Annotated in this window: 18 protein-coding genes; 7 read left to right on the forward strand and 11 right to left on the reverse strand. The window is 72.1% G+C overall.

What is annotated here, in order from left to right:
- Positions 1–44: 44 nt before the first annotated feature.
- From ACTWQF_RS27890 to ACTWQF_RS27915, 6 genes are all read right to left on the reverse strand, one after another.
- On the reverse strand, positions 45–1,475 hold the full coding sequence (locus tag ACTWQF_RS27890; RefSeq protein WP_443282464.1) for an amino acid permease: 1,431 nt from the start codon (positions 1,473–1,475) through the stop codon (positions 45–47).
- Between the two features lie 185 nt (positions 1,476–1,660).
- A complete protein-coding gene (gene argF / locus ACTWQF_RS27895) occupies positions 1,661–2,683 on the reverse strand; it encodes an ornithine carbamoyltransferase (RefSeq protein WP_443282465.1) in 1,023 nt (340 codons plus the stop codon).
- Positions 2,684–2,743: 60 nt separating this feature from the next.
- A complete protein-coding gene (locus ACTWQF_RS27900; protein ID WP_443282466.1) occupies positions 2,744–4,000 on the reverse strand; it encodes an arginine deiminase in 1,257 nt (418 codons plus the stop codon).
- A gap of 69 nt (positions 4,001–4,069) precedes the next feature.
- Positions 4,070–5,014 (reverse strand): homocysteine S-methyltransferase, encoded by a 945-nt coding sequence (mmuM, locus tag ACTWQF_RS27905; protein ID WP_443282467.1) that lies wholly within the window; start codon positions 5,012–5,014, stop codon positions 4,070–4,072.
- A complete protein-coding gene (locus ACTWQF_RS27910) occupies positions 5,011–5,934 on the reverse strand; it encodes an LLM class F420-dependent oxidoreductase (RefSeq protein ID WP_443282468.1) in 924 nt (307 codons plus the stop codon). The genes mmuM and ACTWQF_RS27910 overlap by 4 nt, the downstream gene beginning before the upstream one ends.
- A gap of 135 nt (positions 5,935–6,069) precedes the next feature.
- Complete coding sequence (locus ACTWQF_RS27915; protein WP_443282469.1) at positions 6,070–6,666, reverse strand: TetR/AcrR family transcriptional regulator; 597 nt, start codon at positions 6,664–6,666, stop codon at positions 6,070–6,072.
- An 84-nt stretch (positions 6,667–6,750) separates the two neighbouring features.
- On the opposite strand from ACTWQF_RS27915, the gene ACTWQF_RS27920 reads away from it, so the two are divergent.
- Positions 6,751–7,155 carry a nuclear transport factor 2 family protein gene (locus tag ACTWQF_RS27920; protein WP_443282470.1) on the forward strand — a complete coding sequence of 135 codons (405 nt, stop codon included), beginning with the start codon at positions 6,751–6,753 and terminating at the stop codon, positions 7,153–7,155.
- Between the two features lie 158 nt (positions 7,156–7,313).
- Here the strand turns inward: ACTWQF_RS27920 and ACTWQF_RS27925 are convergent, their stop codons facing one another.
- The 3 genes from ACTWQF_RS27925 to ACTWQF_RS27935 all read right to left on the reverse strand — a co-directional run bounded on the left by ACTWQF_RS27925 (position 7,314) and on the right by ACTWQF_RS27935 (position 9,509).
- Complete coding sequence (locus ACTWQF_RS27925; protein WP_443282471.1) at positions 7,314–7,769, reverse strand: DUF6099 family protein; 456 nt, start codon at positions 7,767–7,769, stop codon at positions 7,314–7,316.
- Positions 7,770–7,872: 103 nt separating this feature from the next.
- Positions 7,873–8,265, reverse strand: coding sequence for a nucleotide pyrophosphohydrolase (locus ACTWQF_RS27930; protein WP_443282472.1), 393 nt, complete (start codon positions 8,263–8,265; stop codon positions 7,873–7,875).
- Positions 8,262–9,509 (reverse strand): AAA family ATPase, encoded by a 1,248-nt coding sequence (locus ACTWQF_RS27935; protein ID WP_443282473.1) that lies wholly within the window; start codon positions 9,507–9,509, stop codon positions 8,262–8,264. Before ACTWQF_RS27935 ends, ACTWQF_RS27930 begins: the two co-directional genes overlap by 4 nt.
- Positions 9,510–9,826: 317 nt before the next feature.
- Between ACTWQF_RS27935 and ACTWQF_RS27940 the strand changes: the two genes are divergently transcribed.
- The 4 genes from ACTWQF_RS27940 to ACTWQF_RS27955 all read left to right on the forward strand — a co-directional run bounded on the left by ACTWQF_RS27940 (position 9,827) and on the right by ACTWQF_RS27955 (position 14,148).
- Positions 9,827–10,654, forward strand: a complete 828-nt coding sequence (locus tag ACTWQF_RS27940) for an enoyl-CoA hydratase family protein (protein WP_443282474.1) — start codon at positions 9,827–9,829, stop codon at positions 10,652–10,654.
- A 7-nt stretch (positions 10,655–10,661) separates the two neighbouring features.
- Positions 10,662–12,968 carry a bifunctional salicylyl-CoA 5-hydroxylase/oxidoreductase gene (locus tag ACTWQF_RS27945; RefSeq protein ID WP_443282475.1) on the forward strand — a complete coding sequence of 769 codons (2,307 nt, stop codon included), beginning with the start codon at positions 10,662–10,664 and terminating at the stop codon, positions 12,966–12,968.
- A 171-nt stretch (positions 12,969–13,139) separates the two neighbouring features.
- A complete protein-coding gene (locus ACTWQF_RS27950; protein ID WP_443282476.1) occupies positions 13,140–13,895 on the forward strand; it encodes a hypothetical protein in 756 nt (251 codons plus the stop codon).
- Between the two features lie 31 nt (positions 13,896–13,926).
- Entirely contained in the window at positions 13,927–14,148 is a 222-nt protein-coding gene (locus ACTWQF_RS27955; RefSeq protein ID WP_443282477.1) for a DUF3099 domain-containing protein, read from the forward strand.
- Between the two features lie 148 nt (positions 14,149–14,296).
- Here the strand turns inward: ACTWQF_RS27955 and ACTWQF_RS27960 are convergent, their stop codons facing one another.
- Together ACTWQF_RS27960 and ACTWQF_RS27965 are read right to left on the reverse strand one after the other, a co-directional pair.
- The gene (locus ACTWQF_RS27960) at positions 14,297–15,097 is read right to left on the reverse strand and encodes a PaaX family transcriptional regulator (protein WP_443282527.1); all 801 of its coding nucleotides are present in this window, start codon (positions 15,095–15,097) and stop codon (positions 14,297–14,299) included.
- 114 nt (positions 15,098–15,211) lie between these two features.
- Entirely contained in the window at positions 15,212–16,939 is a 1,728-nt protein-coding gene (locus ACTWQF_RS27965; protein ID WP_443282478.1) for an AMP-binding protein, read from the reverse strand.
- A 187-nt stretch (positions 16,940–17,126) separates the two neighbouring features.
- Here ACTWQF_RS27965 and ACTWQF_RS27970 point away from each other — a divergent pair, with 187 nt between their 5' ends.
- Together ACTWQF_RS27970 and ACTWQF_RS27975 are read left to right on the forward strand one after the other, a co-directional pair.
- Positions 17,127–18,377 carry an acyl-CoA dehydrogenase family protein gene (locus ACTWQF_RS27970; RefSeq protein ID WP_443282479.1) on the forward strand — a complete coding sequence of 417 codons (1,251 nt, stop codon included), beginning with the start codon at positions 17,127–17,129 and terminating at the stop codon, positions 18,375–18,377.
- Complete coding sequence (locus ACTWQF_RS27975) at positions 18,374–18,802, forward strand: RidA family protein (RefSeq protein ID WP_443282480.1); 429 nt, start codon at positions 18,374–18,376, stop codon at positions 18,800–18,802. Before ACTWQF_RS27970 ends, ACTWQF_RS27975 begins: the two co-directional genes overlap by 4 nt.
- Positions 18,803–18,829 lie beyond the last annotated feature (27 nt).

Below are 18,829 nucleotides of genomic sequence, written 5' to 3' on the forward strand. Positions count from 1 at the left end.
CACGACGTACCGGTAGCCCGCCCGCTACGGGCAAAGGCACCCCCTCACCGGACCAGGGCAGGGGCGGCTTCCGGGGCGCCGGCCAGCCGCGAGCGGCGACGGCCGTACGCCGAGTACACCAGTGCTCCGATCACCAGGAACGCCGCGAACTGGATCCAAGCCAACCGCGGCAGCCCGCACATCAGATACAGGCAAAAGCCCACCCCCAGCAGCGGCGCCACCGGGTACAACGGCACCCGGAACCTGCGCTGGAGCCCGGGGTGGGAGCGGCGCAGGGCGAGGACACAGACGTTCACCACGGCCATGATCGCCAGCGTGCCGATCACCGTCATGTCCAGCACCACGTCCAGCGGCACCACGGCGGCCGGGACGGCGAAGACGACCGCGACGATCCAGGTGTTGGCGACCGGCGTCGAGGTCTTCGGCGAGACCCGCTCGAACACCCGTGGCACCAGCCCATCCCGGGACATCGCCAGCAGGATCCGTGTCTGCCCGTACATCACGGCCAGTACCACCGAGGCGATGGCCACCACGGCGCCCAGCGCGATGACGGTGGAGCCGAAGGCCGAGCCGGTGGCGTGGTCGACGATCAGCGAGAGCGCGGCGGGCTTGCCGCCGACCTGCTCCCATGGCATCGCGCCGATCGCCGCGACCGACACCAGGCAGTAGAGCAGCGCCACACAGCCGATGGTCACCATGATGGCCAGCGGGATGTTCCGGCGCGGGTTCCTGACCTCCTCACCGGCGGTGGAGATCGCGTCGAAGCCGATGAAGGAGAAGAAGGCCAGCGAGGCCCCGGCCCCGATGCCGCCGATGCCCTCGGGCGCGAAGGGCGTCAGGTTCCCCGCGTCGTAGGCCGTGAAGGCGATGGCGCAGAAGAGCACCAGGATGCCGACCTTGATCACTGCCATCGCGGCCGTGGCCCGCGCACTCTCCCGCACGCCGCGCACCAGCAGCACGGCGGCGAGCAGCATCACGACCACGGCGGGCACGTTGACCACGCCGCCGTGCCCGGGCGCTTCGGCGAGTGCGGCCGGGATGCGCAGGCCGACGGTGTTTTCCAGAAGTTCGTTGAGGTACTGCCCCCACCCGATGGCGACCGCGGAGACGGAGACCCCGTACTCCAGCAGCAGGCACCAGCCCACCAGGAACGCCGCGCGCTCCCCCAGCGAGGCGTAGGTGTAGGAGTAGGAGCTGCCCGAGACCGGGATGGCGCCGCCCAGCTCAGCGAAGGAGAAGGCGGTGAATACGCAGGTCGCGGCGGCCAGGATGAACGAGACCAGGACGGCGGGCCCGGCCTCGGCCACGGTGTCGGACAGGCCGACGAAGATGCCGGTGCCGACGATCGCGCCGATGCCGAAGCACACGAGCTGGAACGGGCCGAGGGTGCGCTTGAGGCCGTGTCCCTCCAGATCGGCGCCGGATTCGGCGACCAGCAGATCGGGGGACTTCAGGCGCAGGCCGGTGCGGGGCATGGGACTTCCAGGGCGGTGCTGGGTGTGCACGGGGTGGTGTGCACACGCGGACGTGCACAAGGGAAGGGCCCGGGCGGTGGCCCGGACCCTTCGAGGTTGGATTTCATCGTAACGGCCGTTTATGCATGATCCCGCTTGTCGCTGTATGACTATGCACACATGGCGCGGCCGTACGGCCCGGTGCCTCAGTCCAGGGAGCTCCCCAGCGTTGCCACCAGGACGGCCTTGATGGTGTGCAGCCGGTTCTCGGCCTGGTCGAAGACGACCGAGTGCTCCGACTCGAACACCTCGTCGGTGACCTCCAGCGAGGTCAGCCCGTGCTGCTCGTGGATTTCCCGGCCGACCGCCGTGCCCAGGTCGTGGAAGGCGGGCAGACAGTGCAGGAAACGCACCTGCGGATTCCCGGTTGCCCGCAGTACGTCCATGGTCACCGCGTACGGCCGCAGCAGCGCGATCCGCTCGGCCCACACCTCCTTGGGCTCACCCATCGAGACCCAGACGTCGGTGGCGAGGAAGTCCGCGCCGCGCACGCCCTCCGCCACGTCCTCGGTCAGCGTGATCCGCGCGCCGGTGCGCCCGGCCAGCTCTCGCGCCTGGGCGGTCACCGACTCCTCGGGCCACAGCGAGCGCGGCGCCACGATGCGTACGTCCATGCCCAGCAGTGCACCCGTGACCAGGTAGGAGTTGCCCATGTTGTTGCGCGCGTCGCCCAGATACGCGTACGCGAGCTCGGCCGGCGCCCGGCCGGGCGCTCCCGGTGCGTGCTCGGTCATCGTGAGTACGTCGGCGAGCATCTGGGTGGGGTGCCACTCGTCGGTGAGCCCGTTGTAGACGGGGACCCCGGAGTGTGCGGCCAGTTCCTCGACGATCTCCTGTCCGCTGCCGCGGTACTGGATACCGTCGAACATCCGGCCGAGCACTCGTGCGGTGTCCTTCACCGACTCCTTCTTGCCCACGTGTGAGCCGGAGGGGTCGAGGTAGGTGGTGTGCGCGCCCTGGTCGGCGGCGGCGACCTCGAACGCGCAGCGCGTGCGGGTGGAGGACTTCTCGAAGAGCAGCGCGATGTTGCGCCCGCGCAGCCGCGGGCGCTCGGTGCCCGACTGCTTCTCGGCCTTCAGCTCTGCCGCGAGGGCAACCAGACCGCCGAACTCCTCCGGCGTGAAGTCCAGCTCCTTAAGGAAGTGGCGGCCTGTGAGGTCTGCTGCCATGGGGGCTCCTAGCTCGCGCGCTTACGGGTGCGCCGCAATTATATACGGCCTCTCGAATTCCTATGCGACGGGATCGCGCTCCACCGGGCAGCTCATACAGCGCGGCCCGCCGCGCCCCCGCCCCAGTTCTCCGCCCGGGATCTCCACCACCTCGATGCCCTGCCGCCGCAGATGGGTGTTGGTCGTCACGTTCCTGTCGTACGCGAGGACGACGCCGGGCTCGACGGCCAGCACATTGCAGCCGTCGTCCCACTGCTCCCGCTCCGCGGAGCGCACATCCTGCGTCGGCGTCAGCACCCGGATCCGGTCCAGCCCGAGCGCGGCGGCGACGGCGCGGTGCATGTGCTCGGGCGGGTGGTCGGAGACCTTCAGCTCCGTGTCGCCCGCGCCCGGCTCGATCGTGTACGAGCGGAGCATGCCCAGCCCCTCGTACTGCGTGAAGGTCTCCCCGTCGACCATCGTCAAGACCGTGTCCAGGTGCATGAATGCACGGCGCTTGGGCATGTCCAGCGCCACGATCGAGCGGGCCGACCCCTGCGCGAACAGGCCGTGGGCCAGCGTCTCCACGGCCTGCGGTGTGGTCCGTTCGCTCATTCCGACCAGCACCGCGCCGTTGCCCAGGACCAGTACGTCGCCGCCCTCGATCGTGGCCGGATAGGCCGACTGTCCCCCCGCCCAGGTGTGGAAGCCGCCGCCTGCCCCGCCCGCCGCGTCCCCTTCGGCTCCGGCGAACAGCGGATGGTGCCGGTAGACGGCTTCGAAGTGGACGGTCTCGCGCTGCCGTGCGGGCCACCGCATCGCGTTGATGCACACCCCGTCGTAGACCCAGGCCGAGGTGTCGCGGGTGAAGATGTGGTTCGGCAGCGGGGCGAGCAGGAAGTCGTCCCGGTCCATCACATGGAAACGCACGGAGGCCGGCTCGGCGCAGCGGTCCAGGTACTCCCGCTTGGTCATGCCCCCGATCAGCGCCTCGGCCAGCTCCGCGGTCGGCAGCCGGTCGAAGGAGTCCCGCAGATGGTCGGTGGCCAGCAGGCCGTACTCCTTCTCGTCGAAGACCCGGTCCAGGACGAGGGCGCGGGCCGCGGGCACCTCCAGCACCTCCGTCAGCAGCCGGCCGAAAAGATGTACCTCGACGCCGAGTTCGCGCAGTGTGCCGGCGAACGCGTCGTGCTCCTCGAGGGCCCGGCGCACCCACAGCACATCGTCGAACAGGAGGTCGTCCTTATTGGTGGGGGTGAGCCTCTTCAGTTCGAGCCCCGGCCGGTGCACGATGACGCGGCGCAGCCGCCCGGTCTCGGAGTCGACATGGAATCCCATACGCTCATCCTGACGGAGCACCGGTCGCTCCGCGAGGATGCTGTTCTGTCCTGGGGAGGGGGTGCCCCCTCAGCCGTCCCGCCGCAGCACATTCCCCATCGCGGCGATGTCCTCGGGGCCGACCCGGCAGCAGCCGCCGACCAGTCGCGCGCCGCGCGTGACCCACCCCGGGGCCTGCTCTGCCGCGAACGAGGGCGCGCCGGTCCAGGCCGCGCGCCCGGCGTCCCAGCCCTCGCCGCTGTTCGGGTAGGCGACGAGCGGCAGCCCCGGACACACCTCCGATGCCACCTCCAGCGCCGCCTCCACCTCTTCCACCGCGCAGCAGTTGACGCCGACCGCGAGCACCTGCGGATTCCCCGCGGCGACGGCGAAGGCGTCCGCCAGCGGCTGCCCCGCCCTGGTTTCCCCGCCTGCCACCGTGTAGCTCAGCCACACCGGCACCCCGCAGCCTTCGACGGCCCGCAGCAGCGCCTCGGCCTCCACCACGTCCGGCACCGTCTCCAGCGCGAGCACGTCTGGTTCCGCCGGGACCAGCGCCTCGATCCGCGGCCGGTGGAAGGCGACGAGCTCGCCGACGTCCAGTCCGTACCGGCCCCGGTACTCGCTGCCGTCGGCGAGCACGGCGCCGTACGGGCCGACCGACGCCGCGACCCACACGGTCTCGTCCGTCGTGCCGCGCGCCGCGGTACGGGCCAGCTCCACGCTACGACGGAACAGCGCCGCCGCCTCCGCGTTCGTCAGCCCGCGCCGTCCGAAGCCTTCGAACGACGCCTGATAGCTGGCGGTGATCAGTACCCGGGCTCCGGCGCGTACGTACGCGGCGTGCGCGGCCTCGATCTCCTCCGGCGCCTCGGCCAGCAGTCGTGCCGACCACAGCTCGTCGGCGAGATCGTTGCCCTGCGCCTCCAGCTGGTTGGACAGCCCGCCGTCCAGCAGCACCGGACCGGGGGCACCTCCCGGCCGGAGGCTGGGGGAGAGCGCCCGGGCGAGCGGGGGTGCGGCGCCGGGGGTCATGACAGCTTGGCCTGCACCTGGTCCGCGATCAGCGCCAAGTGGTCCAGGTCTCCCAGATCGAGGATCTGGAGGTAGATACGGGAGCTGCCCAACTCGCCGTAGCGGCCGATCTTGTCGACGACCTCCTCGGGCGTGCCCGCCAGGCCGTTCTCCTTCAGCTCGGTCACCTCGCGCCCGATGGCAGCGGCGCGGCGGGCCACCTCGGCGTCGTCCTTGCCGACGCAGGCCACCAGCGCGTTCGAGTACACCAGCTCCGAGGCGTCACGGCCGCGCTCCTCGGCGGCGGCCCGCACCCGGTCGAACTGCCGCTCGCTGTCGGCCAGCGAGCCGAACGGCACGTTGAACTCGTCCGCGTACCGTGCCGCCAGCTGCGGCGTGCGCTTGGCGCCGAAGCCGCCGACGACGACGGGGATGTGCTCCTGGTGCGGCTTGGGCAGCGCGGGGCAGTCCTTGAGCTGGTAGTAGGTGCCCTCGTAGTCGAACTTCTCGCCGACCGGCGTCTCCCACAGCCCTGTGATGATCGCCAGCTGCTCCTCCAGCCGGCCGAACTTCTCCTTGGGGAAGGGGATGCCGTAGGCGGTGTGCTCCGCCTCGTACCAGCCGGAGCCCAGGCCGAAGTCGACCCGGCCGCCGGACATCGCGTCCACCTGCGCGACCTGGATCGCCAGCGTCCCCGGCAGCCTGAAGGTCCCCGCGGTCATCAGCGTGCCCAGCCGGATCCGGCTCGTCTCGCGGGCCAGCCCTGCCAGGGTGACCCACGCGTCGGTGGGGCCGGGCAGCCCGTCGGAGTCGCCCATGACCAGATAGTGGTCGGAGCGGTAGAAGGCGTCGAAGCCCAGATCCTCGGTGGCCTTCGCGACCTTCAGGAGTGTGTCGTAGTCCGCCCCCTGCTGGGGCTCGGTGAAGATTCGCAGTCGCATGCACCCCATCTTGCCGCGAACGTTCTGCGGCGCACGTTCGGGTTGCGGCGTCCTCCCTTCCTCCCGGCGGCGGGAGGGTGATGGAGCTTGCCCCCCATCACCCCGTTTGCGGCGTCGCACCCGTCGGCCCCCTGCTCAGTCGGCGCCGAGCAGGCGCAGCAGGCTGGCGTGGAGAGCCTTCCGCGCTTGCTGTCGGGAGAGGCGGCCGGACTCCGTCTCGCCGCTCGCGGCGTGGGCCAGCGCGATGGTGGCGGTGACCAGCCAGTCGGCGGGAAGCCGGTCGTCGAACTCGCCGCTCGCCTGGCCGCGCCGGACGACGCGGCCCAGCAGGTCGGCGACGGGAAGGTGGCGTTCCGCGTCCTCCTGGCTGCCGACGGGCAGTGCGCCGAGCAGCCGGAGGAGGGCCGGGTACTCCCGGGTGGCCTCCTCACTTGCGTCGAGCAGCCGCAGCAGCGCCTCCGCCGCCGGGCCGGAGTCCGGGTCCGCGGCGGCCATGGCGGTGACGGTCCGCTCGGTGAGCCGGTCGAGGACGGCGGTCAGCAGTTGCTCGCGGGAGGGGAAGTGGGCGTAGACGGTCTGCCGAGTCACACCTGCCGCGGTGGCGACGGCCCCGACGCCGGCGTCGGGGCGCTCGTTCAGCAGCTGGATCGCGGCGTCGAGGATCGACGCCCTGCTGCGGCGGGCGTCGGCGCGGCGGTTGCGGGCATGGTTCCGGGCCGGCGGGGGAGTCATCTCTTACACCTTGTCAAAGTTGACGTCGGCTCATATCTTACAACTCTTACAGCGTGTCCAAATTCGAGAACGAGCCGAGGTGCCATGAGACCGTTCGACAGCACCGATCCGCAGCGCTTCATCGCCGACTTCATCACGGGGTTCCACGACGAACTGGTGAACAGCGACGAGGACGCCGGGGCCATCGTCGACCGCTATCACACCCCGGACATCGTCCAGATCGCCGACGGCCACCGGATCGACCGCCAGAAGCTCGTCGCACACACCCGCCCCACCCGCAAGCGCCGCCCCGAGCTCCGGTTGACGGTTCAGGAGGCGCTCGGGGCCGACGACCGGCTCGCCGCCCGGTACACGATGCACGTACGGGACCCGAAGCGAGAACTGGTCATCGAAGTCTGCTTCTTCGGCCGCTTCGCCCCCGACGGGCGCATGCGGCAGGCCCGGATGCTGACTCGTACCGTCCCGTCAGGAACGGAAGCTGCCGCATGAGCTCCCAAGGCCCGCAGCTGTCCGGTCCTCGACGGTGGCCTGCGGATCACTCTCTCCGACGGCGAGGCGCGGGGGCGCATGCCGGCCGAAGGCCGGGCGACGGAGCAGGCTGCGAACGCGCCGCCGGGCCCGGCGCGTAGCGGCCCCCCGTTTCGTGTCTATGCCAGGCTGCCGCGCTCGCGCATGGAGAGCGTGCGCAGTATCGAGGCGATCCTGTCGCCGGACTCGTCCGCGGCGTCGATGGCTTCCATGCACTGCCAGTACAGCGTCTCGTCCTCGGCCGTGACAGCCACTCCCACCAGTGCGACCCCCGCCTCACCCAGGAGGGCTCCCAGGTCGTCCAGTGTGCGCCGGGGATCCTCGATCTCCGAGAGTTGCGCGGCGCGCACGGCGCCCGCACGCAGCGCGGAGTTCCTGGTCGTGTTGGCTCTGCCGCCCACCTCGCTCAGTCCCAGCGCCTCCGACCGCACGGCCGGAGGGCCGCTGACTGCCAGATGGCTGCCCACCGCCGCGGCGAGCGCCTGCGCCTGCCATGCCTCGGCGAGGATGTCGGAAACGTCCGCGCTGAGCGCGAGGGCCTGGCGCGTGGCGGCGATGAGCCGTACAGCATCCATCTGCCTACCCCTCACTGGTCGTTACCCAGCGTGACTGCAAATGGTCAGCTCCGCCAGGAGGTTTCGGAATTCCGTGGATAAAAGGCTCGTGTGAATAACTTCGTCACTCCATAGAGTGACCGGTTCCGGGCTTCGGGAAACGCGTTTCGTTCCTCTCGATCTTTGCTTCCAGCGCCGCGAGGGGGTCGACACCCACCACATGACAGAACTGGAGGAGGTAGGCGAGGACATCGGCGACCTCGTCCTCGACCCGCGCTGCCGCCTCCGGGTCCCTCATCACCCGGGCCGACTGCTCGGGCGTCAACCACTGGAAGATCTCCACCAGTTCGGCCGCCTCCACGCTCAGCGCCGCGGCGAGGTTCTTGGGGGTGTGGTACTGCCCCCAGTCCCGGGCCTCCGCGAACCGTGCGAGCCGGCGCTGGAGCCCGGCGACCGTCCGGGGGTCCTGGTCGAGAGTGTCGAAGGTGTCGTCGGTGCCGTCGTGCTTCTCGTTCACCTCCCAAGGTCTATCAGGGTCACTCCCTCCGTCTGCGCCGCCGCCCGCGCCAGCGCACCCCCGGCCGGTGCGGTGGCCAGCAGCCGTACGTGGCCCCGCCGCGCCATCCGGTCTGCCAGTGCCAGCAGTTGCGCCGTCTGCCGTCCGTCCAGCCCCCGGTCCATGCCGTCCGCCAGCACAGTCAGGGCCTGCTGCGCCGCCGGGACCTCGTGCACCGTGTCCACCGACAGCACTCCAGGGCCGGTCAGCAGCACCAGCGCCAGGGCTGTGAACCGCAACTCGCCCTCGCCCAGCCACTCCAGCGGCGTGACAGGCAGGGTGCCGCCCCGCTCCAGCACGCCTCGCACCAGATTGCTTCCGGCCATTCCGGCGCTCCCGGCAGTCTCGGCCCGCAGCTCCGTGACCGGTCCCGCGCAGCCCTCCCGTACCACGGCAAGCAGTGCGGCGTGCCGGGTGGCGCACTCCGCACGCGTCCGGCGCAGCACGTCGGCGAGGTTGGCGCAGTCGCCGCCCAGTCTCCCGTCCTGCGCCGCGACCGGCTCCCGCATCCGTGCGGGCACCGGGTCGCAGGCGAAGACCGACCGCAAGGCGACCACGACCTGTTCGACGGCCTCCAGCAGCGCGCGGTCCTCCGTCGTCGTCCCCGCCACCCGCAGGGGCAGCAGCGGGAGGGCCAGCCGGTCGTCGGGGAAGGGCATCCGCAGTGCCCGGTCGGCACCCGCCACGTGACGGGTGGCGGTCACCGAGCGCCGTGCGGGGTCACGCAGCGCCGTGGCCAGCAGGGTCTCCCCGGGGTCGCGGGACAACCGCTCGCCCACGACCCGCAGTTCGGGTTCGGCCTGGACGGCGACGTCGAAGCGCAGCGGCCCGGCCGGGCCCGTCACGGCGCAGCCCAGCCGGAACCCACGCCGCCCCTGCCGGTCCGGCCGGGCGCCCTGCGGGACGTACGGGGAGGGGTTCCCGGGCCGGGCGGTCCGCTCGCCGAACACCTCGCCGAGGGGATTGCCCTGCCCGAGCCTGGCCAGTGCCTCGTACGCCTCCATGACGGTCGACTTGCCGCTGCCGCTCGGCCCTGTGATCACCGTGACCGGGCCGAGCGGGACGGTCCGGGCGCGCAGTGAGCGGAAGGCGGACAGGTGCAGCGCACTGACGGCCGGTGCCCGGACCACCTGTCCTGGGCCCTCGCCGGTGGCCCTGGGGTCCTCCAAGGTGGCCGCTCCGCCCGCGGGCTGTGACGCTCCCATGGCGGCGACCGTACGCACGCCCCCGCGAGGCGAACCGTTCCCGCATGAGCCCGCTCCCCCGATCGGATGACGAGCGACGGCCGGGCAGTTGGGGCGGCGAGCGGTTGCCCCCCAGTTCCGGGTTGCACAACTCCGTGCCTCGCAACCCCCCGTGCCGCACAAGTGCTGTGTCTCCTCGCTGCACAATCCCCGTATTGCGTCATCGTGACGGCAGTCACGTATGGGTGATACTTTCGGCTGTGGCGGCCCGCGTGCCCGGCGGGCGGTTCGCGGATGTGCGGTTCGCTTTTCGCCGACGGAGCGACGGAGGCTGCGGGATGAGCCCGTTCACCGGATCAGCGCAGCGCACCGAGGAGTGGCGGCATCTGCGGGTCGGCGAGGAGGACGGGGTCACCACCGTCACGCTCGCGCGGCCCGAGAAGTTGAACGCGCTGACCTTCGAGGCGTACGCCGACCTGCGAGACCTGCTCGCCGAGCTGTCGCACCGCGGCCGTACCCGTGCGCTGGTGCTGGCGGGGGAGGGGCGCGGTTTCTGTTCGGGCGGCGACGTGGACGAGATCATCGGCGCCACCCTCGGGATGGACACCGCCCGGCTGCTGGACTTCAACCGGATGACCGGGCAGGTCGTACGCGCCCTTCGCGAGGCGCCCTTCCCCGTGGTGGCCGCCGTGCACGGAGCGGCGGCGGGTGCCGGCGCGGTACTGGCGCTGGCCGCGGACTTCCGGGTGGCCGACCCGACCGCACGGTTCGCCTTCCTGTTCACCAAGGTGGGCCTGTCCGGCGGTGACATGGGCGCCGCCTATCTGCTGCCCCGCGTCGTCGGCCTCGGCCACGCCACCCGCATCCTGATGCTGGGCGAGCCCGTCCGCGCGCCGGAGGCCGAGCGGATCGGGCTGCTCAGCCAGTTGGTGGAGGAGGGCGGGACCGCCCAGGCCGCTTACGCCCTCGCCCGGCGGCTCGCCGACGGCCCCGCGCTCGCCCATGCGCAGACCAAGGCGCTGCTCACCGCCGAGCTGGACCTCCCGCTGTCAGGCGCCGTCGAACTGGACGCCGCCACCCAGGCGTTGCTGATGCACGGCGAGGACTACAAGGAGTTCCACGCCGCCTTCACCGAGAAGCGGCCGCCCGCCTGGCGGGGCCGGTGAGGCAGCCGTGAGCACGGCACGGCCGAAAGCAGCACCGGGCGCCCGTCCGCTGCGCGTGGCCGTCGTCGGCGGCGGTCCCGGCGGGCTGTACGCGGCAGTGCTGCTCAAGCGGCTGGACCCGATGCGGGACGTCACCGTCTACGAACGCAACGCCCCCGGCGACACGTTCGGCTTCGGTGTCGTGCTCTCCGACGAGACCGTCGGCGGCATCGAGAACGCGGACCCCGAGGTCTTCGCCACCCTGGGCGCGCACATGGTGCGCTGGGACGCGATCGAGGTCGTCCACCGTGGCCGCACCCTCACCTCCTCAGGCCACGGCTTCGCAGCCCTCGGCCGCCGCACGCTGCTGTCGGTGCTGCACGCGCGGTGCCGCGAGCTCGGCGTAGTGCTGCGCTTCCGTACGGAGGCGCCCCCGGCGGCCGAACTGGCGCGGGACAACGACCTGGTGATCGCGGCGGACGGGGTGCACAGCGCCACCCGCGCCGCGCACGCCGAGGTCTTCCGGCCCACTCTCACCACCCATCGCTGCCGCTACATCTGGCTGGCCGCCGACTTCGCGCTGGACGCCTTCCGTTTCGAGATCGCCGAGACCGAGCACGGCCTCCTCCAACTGCACGCCTATCCCTATGCGCAGGACAGCTCGACGACCGTGATCGAGGCCCGCGAAGAGGTGTGGCGGGCCTCCGGGCTGGACCGGCTGGACGAGGGGGAGCTGGCCGCGCGGTGCGCCGAGCTGTTCCCCCGGACGCTGCGCGGGCGGACCCTGCGCGGCAACCGCTCGCAGTGGACGGCGTTCCGCACCGTCGTCAACGAGCGCTGGTCGAGGGAGAACATCGTGCTGCTGGGGGACGCCGCGCACACCGCGCACTTCTCCGTCGGCTCGGGCACCAAGCTTGCGGTCGAGGACGCCCTGGCGCTCGCCGCCTGCCTGCGCGAGCAGCCCGATCTGCCCGCCGCGCTGGCCGCGTACGAGGCCGAGCGCAAGCCCGTCGTACGGTCCACGCAGCGCGCCGCGCACGCCAGCCTGACCTGGTTCGAGGAGCTGGCCGGCTACACCGGGCAGCCGCCGTACCGGTTCGCCTTCAATCTGCTCACCCGCAGCCGCCGCGTCACCCACGCCAATCTGCGGCTGCGCGACGCCGAGTTCGTCGCGGCCACCGAGAAGGAGGCGGGGGTTCCGCCGGACACGCCGCCCATGTTCACGCCCTTCCGGCTGCGGGGGCTCTCACTGCGCAACCGGGTCGTCGTCTCCCCGATGGACATGTACAAGTCCGAACAGGGCGTGCCGGGCGACTTCCACCTCGTCCACCTGGGCGCGCGGGCGCTGGGCGGGGCCGGACTGACCATGACCGAGATGGTGTGTGTCTCCGAGCGGGGCCGCATCACACCGGGGTGCGCGGGGCTGTGGAACGACGAGCAGGAAGCGGCGTGGCGGCGCGTCACCTCCTTCGTGCACCAGCAGTCGCCGACTGCCGCGATCGGGCTCCAGCTGGGGCACTCCGGACGCAAGGGCTCCACCAGGCTCATGTGGGAGGGCATCGACGAGCCGCTGCCCGAGGGCAACTGGCCGCTGGTGGCCGCCTCCCCGCTGCCGTACCGCCCCGGCGTCAGCCGGCCGCCGCAGGAGCTGACGCCGGGCGGAATGGCCGCCATACGTGACGAGTTCGCCTCCGCGGCCCGCCGGGGAGCCCGTGCGGGCTTCGATCTGCTGGAGCTGCACTGCGCGCACGGCTATCTGCTCTCCGGCTTCCTCTCGCCGCTGACCAACCGGCGCACCGACGGGTACGGCGGCTCGCTGTCCGCGCGGCTGCGCTATCCGCTGGAGGTGTTCGACGCGGTGCGCGAGGCGTGGCCCGCCGAACGCCCCGTGACCGTACGGATATCCGCCACCGACTGGGCCCCGGGCGGCACCACGGGGGATGACGCGGTGCGGATCGCCGCGGCCTTCGCCGAGCACGGTGCGGACGCGATCGACGTCTCCACCGGTCAGGTCGTCGCCCACGAGCGCCCCGACTTCGGCCGCTCGTACCAGACCCCGTACGCCGACCGGATCCGCAACCTGCTGGGCGTCCCCGTCATCGCGGTCGGCGCCGTCTCCTCGTGGGACGACGTCAACTCGCTCGTGCTGGCAGGGCGCGCGGATCTGTGCGCGCTGGCCCGGCCGCATCTGTACGACCCGCACTGGACGCTGCACGCGGCGGCCGAGCAGGGGTACGAAGGGCCGGGCGCGCCATGGCCCGAGCCGTACCGGGCGGGAAGCCGCAGACCCCCCACCGGCCGCACGGATGCGCCCAAGCCCCGGCTGGCGCTCTGACCACCCAGCACATACCGCGCGGTATGTAGTGATCCCCCAGGCCCTGAGGCCCGGCACGGGTCTAGGCTGAGCGGTCTCGTTCGCAATCCCCGGCCTCCGGGTGGAAGGCGCCCCGGGAGGCGAACGGCGAGCCAGCGCGGACACCCGCCGAGAGCCGGAAAGGGGAGCAATGTGCCCGCTCTGAACCAGGCCGAACTGGTGCTGGTGCACAGTCCGCTGACCGGAGACCTCCTCTGGCAGCCGGTCGCCGACGCGCTGCGCGCACGAGGCCGGACGGTCAGTGTTCCCTCCCTCACCGGCCTCTTCGACGGCGAAGGGCCCTACTACCCGAAGCTGCTGGACGCCGTCACCGGCCGGCTGTCCGCGGACTCCGGCAGAACCTCCACCCTCCCGGTCGTCCTGGTGGGGCACAGCGGTGTCGGCCCGATGCTGCCCGCGCTGCGCGCCCGCCTCACCCAGGGGCACCGTCCGCTGCGTACCGTCATCGGCACGGTCTACGCGGACGCCCAGTGGCCGCACCCTGGGCAGAGCTGGCTGGAGGCGGCCCCGTCTCCGCTGGCAGAGCAGCTGCGCGAGCTGGTCGAGAACGGTTCGCTGCCGCCCTGGGACGCTTGGTTCCCGGAGCAGGTGCTGATCGAGGAGGTGCCCGATCCGGCGCTGCGTGAGCGGTTCCGGGCAGGCATCCCGCGGCTGCCCCTCGCCTACTTCGAGGAGCCTGCCCCGGACGCCGCCCCCGACCCGGACCACGCCCGGACGGCATATCTGCGGCTGAGCCCCGGCTACGAGGAGACCGCGATACGTGCCGAGGCCATCGGCCACCGTGTGCTGCGGCGAACCTCGCACCACCTCAGCCCGCTCACCGACCCGGAGTCCACCGCCGATGCGCTGGAGAAGCTTGCCCTGCGCTTCTCCGAACCCTCCGACTGACGGTCCCGGGCCGCCGCCGTACGGTGGAGATATGTACGCACGGAGGCGGCGGCGCTATTTCACGCTGATGGCCATCTGCCTGGTGCTGTTCGTCAGCGCCTGGGCCTTCGTGCGGCTCTGGTCGGTGCCCGCCGCCATCGCAATGTGTGTCGTCGCCATGGCCCTCCCACCCCTAGCCGTGATCGTCGGCAACCGCCGCGAACCGGACGACCACTGGTGGGACGAGCCGCCCGCCGACCAACCCCCACGGTGAGCAGCGGCCGCGCCCCGTCAGGGGCGCGGGGCTCTGTTCATGTGCGGCTCCGCCGCGTGGGCGCGACCAGCCACAACGGACCCGCAGTCCGCATGCAAAGGGCAGGGGCGCCCCCCGACCGGAACAACGGAGAGGCGAGGCCCTCAACTCAGCGGCCCAGCACCTCGCGCACATACCCGTACCCCGCATCCCGCAACATCTCGTGCAGGGCGAAGAACACCTTCGCCGAACGCTCGCCCGGCCATCGCTCGGGCAGCAGCGCCGACGGCAGCCCCGGGTCCGCGTAGGGCAGCCGGCGCCAGGCATCCAGCGCGAGCAGATAGTCCCGGTACGCCGCCTGTACGGGCACCCGGCTCCGCCGCGTCCAGCGGCGCAGCACCGGCTCGTGCTCGGCGAGGAAGGCACGGTGGCCCTCCGCGACCGACTCCAGGTCCCACCAGCGCGCCACGGCCTCGGCGGTGGGTGTGAAACCGGTGTGGCTGCCCCGGAACAGATCGACGTACGGCGCCAGTTCCAGCCGGTCGAGCGTGTGCCGCGTCTCCTCCTCCAGGTGCGAGGGTGCGATCCACACCCCCGGTGCGGCGTTGCCGAATCCGAGCCGGGCCAGCCGGGAGCGCAGCACATGCCGCCGGTCGCGTTCGCTCTCCGGTACGGAGAAGACGGCGAGCAGCCAGTTGCCGTCCGGCTCGGGGCGGCTGTAGATGCGACGGTCGCCGTCGGCGAGGAGCTGCGCGGCGGCGGGCGAGGGCCGGTATGCGGCCGCCTTGCTGCCGGGTTTGTCGGCCGTCAGCAGCCCACGCCGTTTGAGCCGGGAGACGGCCGAGCGGACCGACGGCGCGTCCACGCCCATGGTGCCGAGCAGCCGGATGAGCACGGCGACGGGCACAGTGCCTTCTACGGTGCCTGTGCTTTCCAGGTCGCGCCCGTAGGCGCCGTAGAAGGTGAGGATGAGAGAGCTGGGCGAGGGCTTGCGGAGCTGTCCGGCTCCGTCGGGCTGTGCGGCTCCGGGGGCCGGTGCGGCCTCGCCGAGCTGCGGAAACACGTTCTGAACCACGCCGTAACTCTAGGACTGCTGCTCGCTCGGCCCGCCGCCAGGCTGCGGCTCGGGCTCCGGCTCCCGCAGCCGGAAGCGCTGGAGCTTGCCGGTGGGGGTGCGCGGCAACGCCGTCGCGAAGACGAACCGGCGCGGGCACTTGTAGGCGGCCAGCTCCTCCCTGGTGAACTGCTGTAGCCGCTCCGCCGCGCCGCTGCCGGGTGTCACGCCGGGGTTGAGTACCACGTGCGCGACCACCAACTGGCCCCGGTGCTCGTCGGGACGGCCCACCACGGCCGCCTCACATACGTCCGGGTGACGCAGCAGCACCTCTTCCACCTCCGGGCCCGAGATGTTGTACCCGGCCGAGATGATCATGTCGTCGGCGCGTGCGACATAGCGGAAGTAGCCCTCGGCGTCCCGTACATACGTGTCACCGGTGATGTTCCACCCCTCGCGTACGTAGCTGCGCTGCCGCTCGTCCGCCAGGTAGCGGCAGCCGACCGGACCGCGTACGGCCAGCAGGCCCGGGCTGCCGTCCGGCACCGGCACCAGCGCCCCCTTCTCGTCCTCCGTGACGATCCGCGCCTGGTAACCGGGGACCGGCACCCCCGTACGGCCGGGCCGGATCGCGTCGTCGGCGGCGGAGATGAAGATGTGCAGCAGCTCGGTGGCGCCGATCCCGTCGATGATCCGCAGCCCTGTCCGCGTGTGCCAGGACTCCCAGGTGGCGGCGGGCAGATGCTCGCCCGCCGAGACACAGCGGCGCAGCGACGAGAGATCGTAGGCGCCCCCGCCTGGCCGCGGCTTCTCCAGCAGCGCCAGCATCGCCCGGTAGGCGGTCGGTGCCGTGAACAGCACCGAGACCCGGTGCGCCGCGATCGCGTCCAACGTCCCGGCCGCGCCGCTCCATTGCTCCAGAAGCGCCGAGGCACCCACCCGCAGCGGGAAGACCACCAGCCCGCCCAGCCCGAAGGTGAAGCCCAGCGGCGGTGTCCCCGCGAACACGTCGTCACCGCGCGGACGCAGCACCCGCGCCGCGAAGGTGTCGGCGATGGCCAGCACGTCCCGGTGGAAGTGCACACAGCCCTTGGGCCTACCGGTGGTGCCGGAGGTGAAGGCGATCAGCGCCACGTCGTCGGCCGCCGTGGCGACCGCCTCGAACCGGTTCGGCTTGGTGGCCGCCACCCGTAGGACGTCGTCTGCACCCCCGCTCCCGAACAGCCCGGTACGCAGCCCCGGCACCTGAGCCCTGGCCAGTTCCTCGGCCGCCCGCGCGTCGCACAGCGCGTGGGAGACCCGGGCCAGCCGGCAGATCGTGGCCAGCTCGCCCGCCCGGTGCGCCGCGAGCACCGTCACTGCCACGGCCCCCGCCTTCATCACCGCCAGCCAGCAGGCGGCCAGCTGAGGACTGGTCGGCCCGCGCAGCAGCACCCGGTTGCCCGGCACCACTCCCATCTCGCTGGTCAGTACGTGCGCCAGCCGGTCGACGGTGCTGCGCAGTTCGCCGTACGACCAGGTGCGCAGCGGCGCTGCCTCGCGCGGCTCACCCTCCGGCGCGGGCAGCCCGCCGGAGTGGAGGGCGGGCCGGTCGGCGCCCAGCCGCTCGATCGTGCGGTCCAGCAGCTCGGCACCGCAGTTGAGGCGGGCGGGGTAGGCCAGGGCCGGATCGTCCAGCAGCAGGACCGGCCACTGGTCCGGCGGCGGCAGATGGTCCCGTACGAAGGTGTCGACGTGCGCGGACGGAGTCGGAATCATGACCGGTCTACCCCCTCGCGGGCGGCCTTCCGAACGCCGGACGGCAGGCGGCGGGCTGCCGGTGCTGCCGCGCGGCGAGTGGCGTCGAGCGTAACGCGTTGGTGACGGCAGTCAACAGTCCGCGATAGACAGGAGTCGGCGGTCCGCGCGTGCGGGCCGCACCGGGCCACGGCCGAGGGGAGCCCCCATGACCACCACCCCGCCATCGACGTCCTCGTTCGCGCTCACGCCTGAACAGCGCGCCTGGTGTGCGCGGTTGCGCTCGCTGGGTGCCGAACGGCTCGCCCCGCTGGCCGCCGAGGGCGAGGCCGGACGGGTCGACAGAGCGCTGCTCCGCGAGCTCGGCGAGCTCGGACTGCTGGCTCGCGTGGTGCCCGGGGCGCCGCCGTGGCGCCGCGTCGCCGCGCTCGATCTGTGCCTGCTGCGCGAGTCGTTGGCGTACTCCTGCCCGGAGGCCGAGACAGCCCTCGCCCTCCAGGGACTCGGTGCCGGGCCCGTCGCGGACGCCGGGACGGCCGAGCAACAGGCCCGCTGGCTACCGGCCGTCGCCGCAGGACAAGCCGTGGCGGCGTTCGCGCTGAGCGAGCCGGACGCAGGCAGCGACGCCGCGGCGCTGAAGCTTCAGGCCGAACCGGAGGCCGGCGGTACGGGCGGCCCGGACGATACGGACGGTTGGCGGCTGACCGGCACCAAGACGTGGATCTCCAACGCGCCCTGGGCCGACTTCTACACCGTCTTCGCCCGAACCGGCGAGGCCCCCGGCCCCCGGGGAGTGACGGCGTTCCTCGTCCCGGCCGACCGGCCCGGACTGAGCGGCGAGCCGCTCGACATGCTCGCACCGCACGCCCTCGGCACCCTCACCTTCGACGCCGTACGCGTCACCCGGGCCGATCTCCTCGGCGAGCCGGGCGGCGGCTTCGGGGTGGCCATGCGCACCCTCAACCTCTTCCGGCCCAGCGTCGGCGCGTTCGCCGTCGGCATGGCGCAGGCCGCGCTGGATGCCTCGCTCACGCACGCCGAGCGGCGCTCCGCGTTCGGCGGCGTCCTTCGCGATCTGCAGTCCGTAGCACACCAATTGGCGGAGATGGCGACCCGTACGGAGGCTGCACGGCTGTTGGTGTACGCGGCGGCGTGCGCGTACGACAGCAGCGGTGGTGACGGTGGTGACGGCGGTGCGGATCTGGTGCGGCGCGCCGCCATGGCCAAGCTGCTGGCGACCGAGACCGCGCAGTACGTGGTGGACGCCGCCGTCCAGATCCATGGAGCCGCAGCCCTCCAGCGCGGTCACCTCCTCGAACGCCTCTACCGCGAGGTGCGGGCACCCCGCATCTACGAGGGCGCCAGCGAGGTGCAGCGCTCCCTCATCGCCAAGGAGCTGTACCGGGAGTTGGACCGGGCCGCGACGGAGACGGGGGAGACTGGAGGGCCGCACGCATGAGCACGAACCCCGAACCCACCGCGGGAGGCGCCCTGCACCGGGTCAACCCCGCACACCTCTCCCCGCCGCGCGGCTTCTCGCACGCGGTGACGGCCACCGGCTCGCGGCTGGTCTTCCTCGCGGGCCAGACGGCACTGGACGGCGACGGCCGGATCGCCGCCTACACCCTCCCCGGCCAGTTCCGGACAGCCCTCACCAATCTGCTGGCCGCCCTTGCCGAGTGCGGTGGCACTCCGGCGGACCTCGCGCGGGTCACGGTCTACACGACCGACGTACCCGCCTACCGGACCCACGCTGCCCAACTCGGCCGTATCTGGAAAGAGTTGGCAGGACGCGATTATCCGGCGATGGCAGTCGTGGGAGCGGTACGGCTGTGGGACGAAGAAGCCTTGATCGAGCTGGACGGCATCGCGGTCCTGCCGTAGCCGGGCTGCGCCCGAAGGGGCGCGGGC

The sequence above is a fragment of the Streptomyces sp. 8N114 genome (genome assembly GCF_052245835.1).
Classification (GTDB): domain Bacteria; phylum Actinomycetota; class Actinomycetes; order Streptomycetales; family Streptomycetaceae; genus Streptomyces.

Coding starts and splice junctions, on each gene's coding strand:
- ACTWQF_RS27940 (WP_443282474.1), top strand. CDS start 9,827: ATGAGCCCGTTCACCGGATCAGCGCAGCGCACCGAGGAGTGGCGGCAT.
- ACTWQF_RS27890 (WP_443282464.1), bottom strand. CDS start 1,475: ATGCCCCGCACCGGCCTGCGCCTGAAGTCCCCCGATCTGCTGGTCGCC.
- ACTWQF_RS27925 (WP_443282471.1), bottom strand. CDS start 7,769: ATGGATGCTGTACGGCTCATCGCCGCCACGCGCCAGGCCCTCGCGCTC.
- argF (WP_443282465.1), bottom strand. CDS start 2,683: ATGGCAGCAGACCTCACAGGCCGCCACTTCCTTAAGGAGCTGGACTTC.
- ACTWQF_RS27910 (WP_443282468.1), bottom strand. CDS start 5,934: ATGCGACTGCGAATCTTCACCGAGCCCCAGCAGGGGGCGGACTACGAC.
- mmuM (WP_443282467.1), bottom strand. CDS start 5,014: ATGACCCCCGGCGCCGCACCCCCGCTCGCCCGGGCGCTCTCCCCCAGC.
- ACTWQF_RS27970 (WP_443282479.1), top strand. CDS start 17,127: ATGACCACCACCCCGCCATCGACGTCCTCGTTCGCGCTCACGCCTGAA.
- ACTWQF_RS27920 (WP_443282470.1), top strand. CDS start 6,751: ATGAGACCGTTCGACAGCACCGATCCGCAGCGCTTCATCGCCGACTTC.
- ACTWQF_RS27935 (WP_443282473.1), bottom strand. CDS start 9,509: ATGGGAGCGTCACAGCCCGCGGGCGGAGCGGCCACCTTGGAGGACCCC.
- ACTWQF_RS27955 (WP_443282477.1), top strand. CDS start 13,927: ATGTACGCACGGAGGCGGCGGCGCTATTTCACGCTGATGGCCATCTGC.
- ACTWQF_RS27915 (WP_443282469.1), bottom strand. CDS start 6,666: ATGACTCCCCCGCCGGCCCGGAACCATGCCCGCAACCGCCGCGCCGAC.
- ACTWQF_RS27975 (WP_443282480.1), top strand. CDS start 18,374: ATGAGCACGAACCCCGAACCCACCGCGGGAGGCGCCCTGCACCGGGTC.
- ACTWQF_RS27900 (WP_443282466.1), bottom strand. CDS start 4,000: ATGGGATTCCATGTCGACTCCGAGACCGGGCGGCTGCGCCGCGTCATC.
- ACTWQF_RS27965 (WP_443282478.1), bottom strand. CDS start 16,939: ATGATTCCGACTCCGTCCGCGCACGTCGACACCTTCGTACGGGACCAT.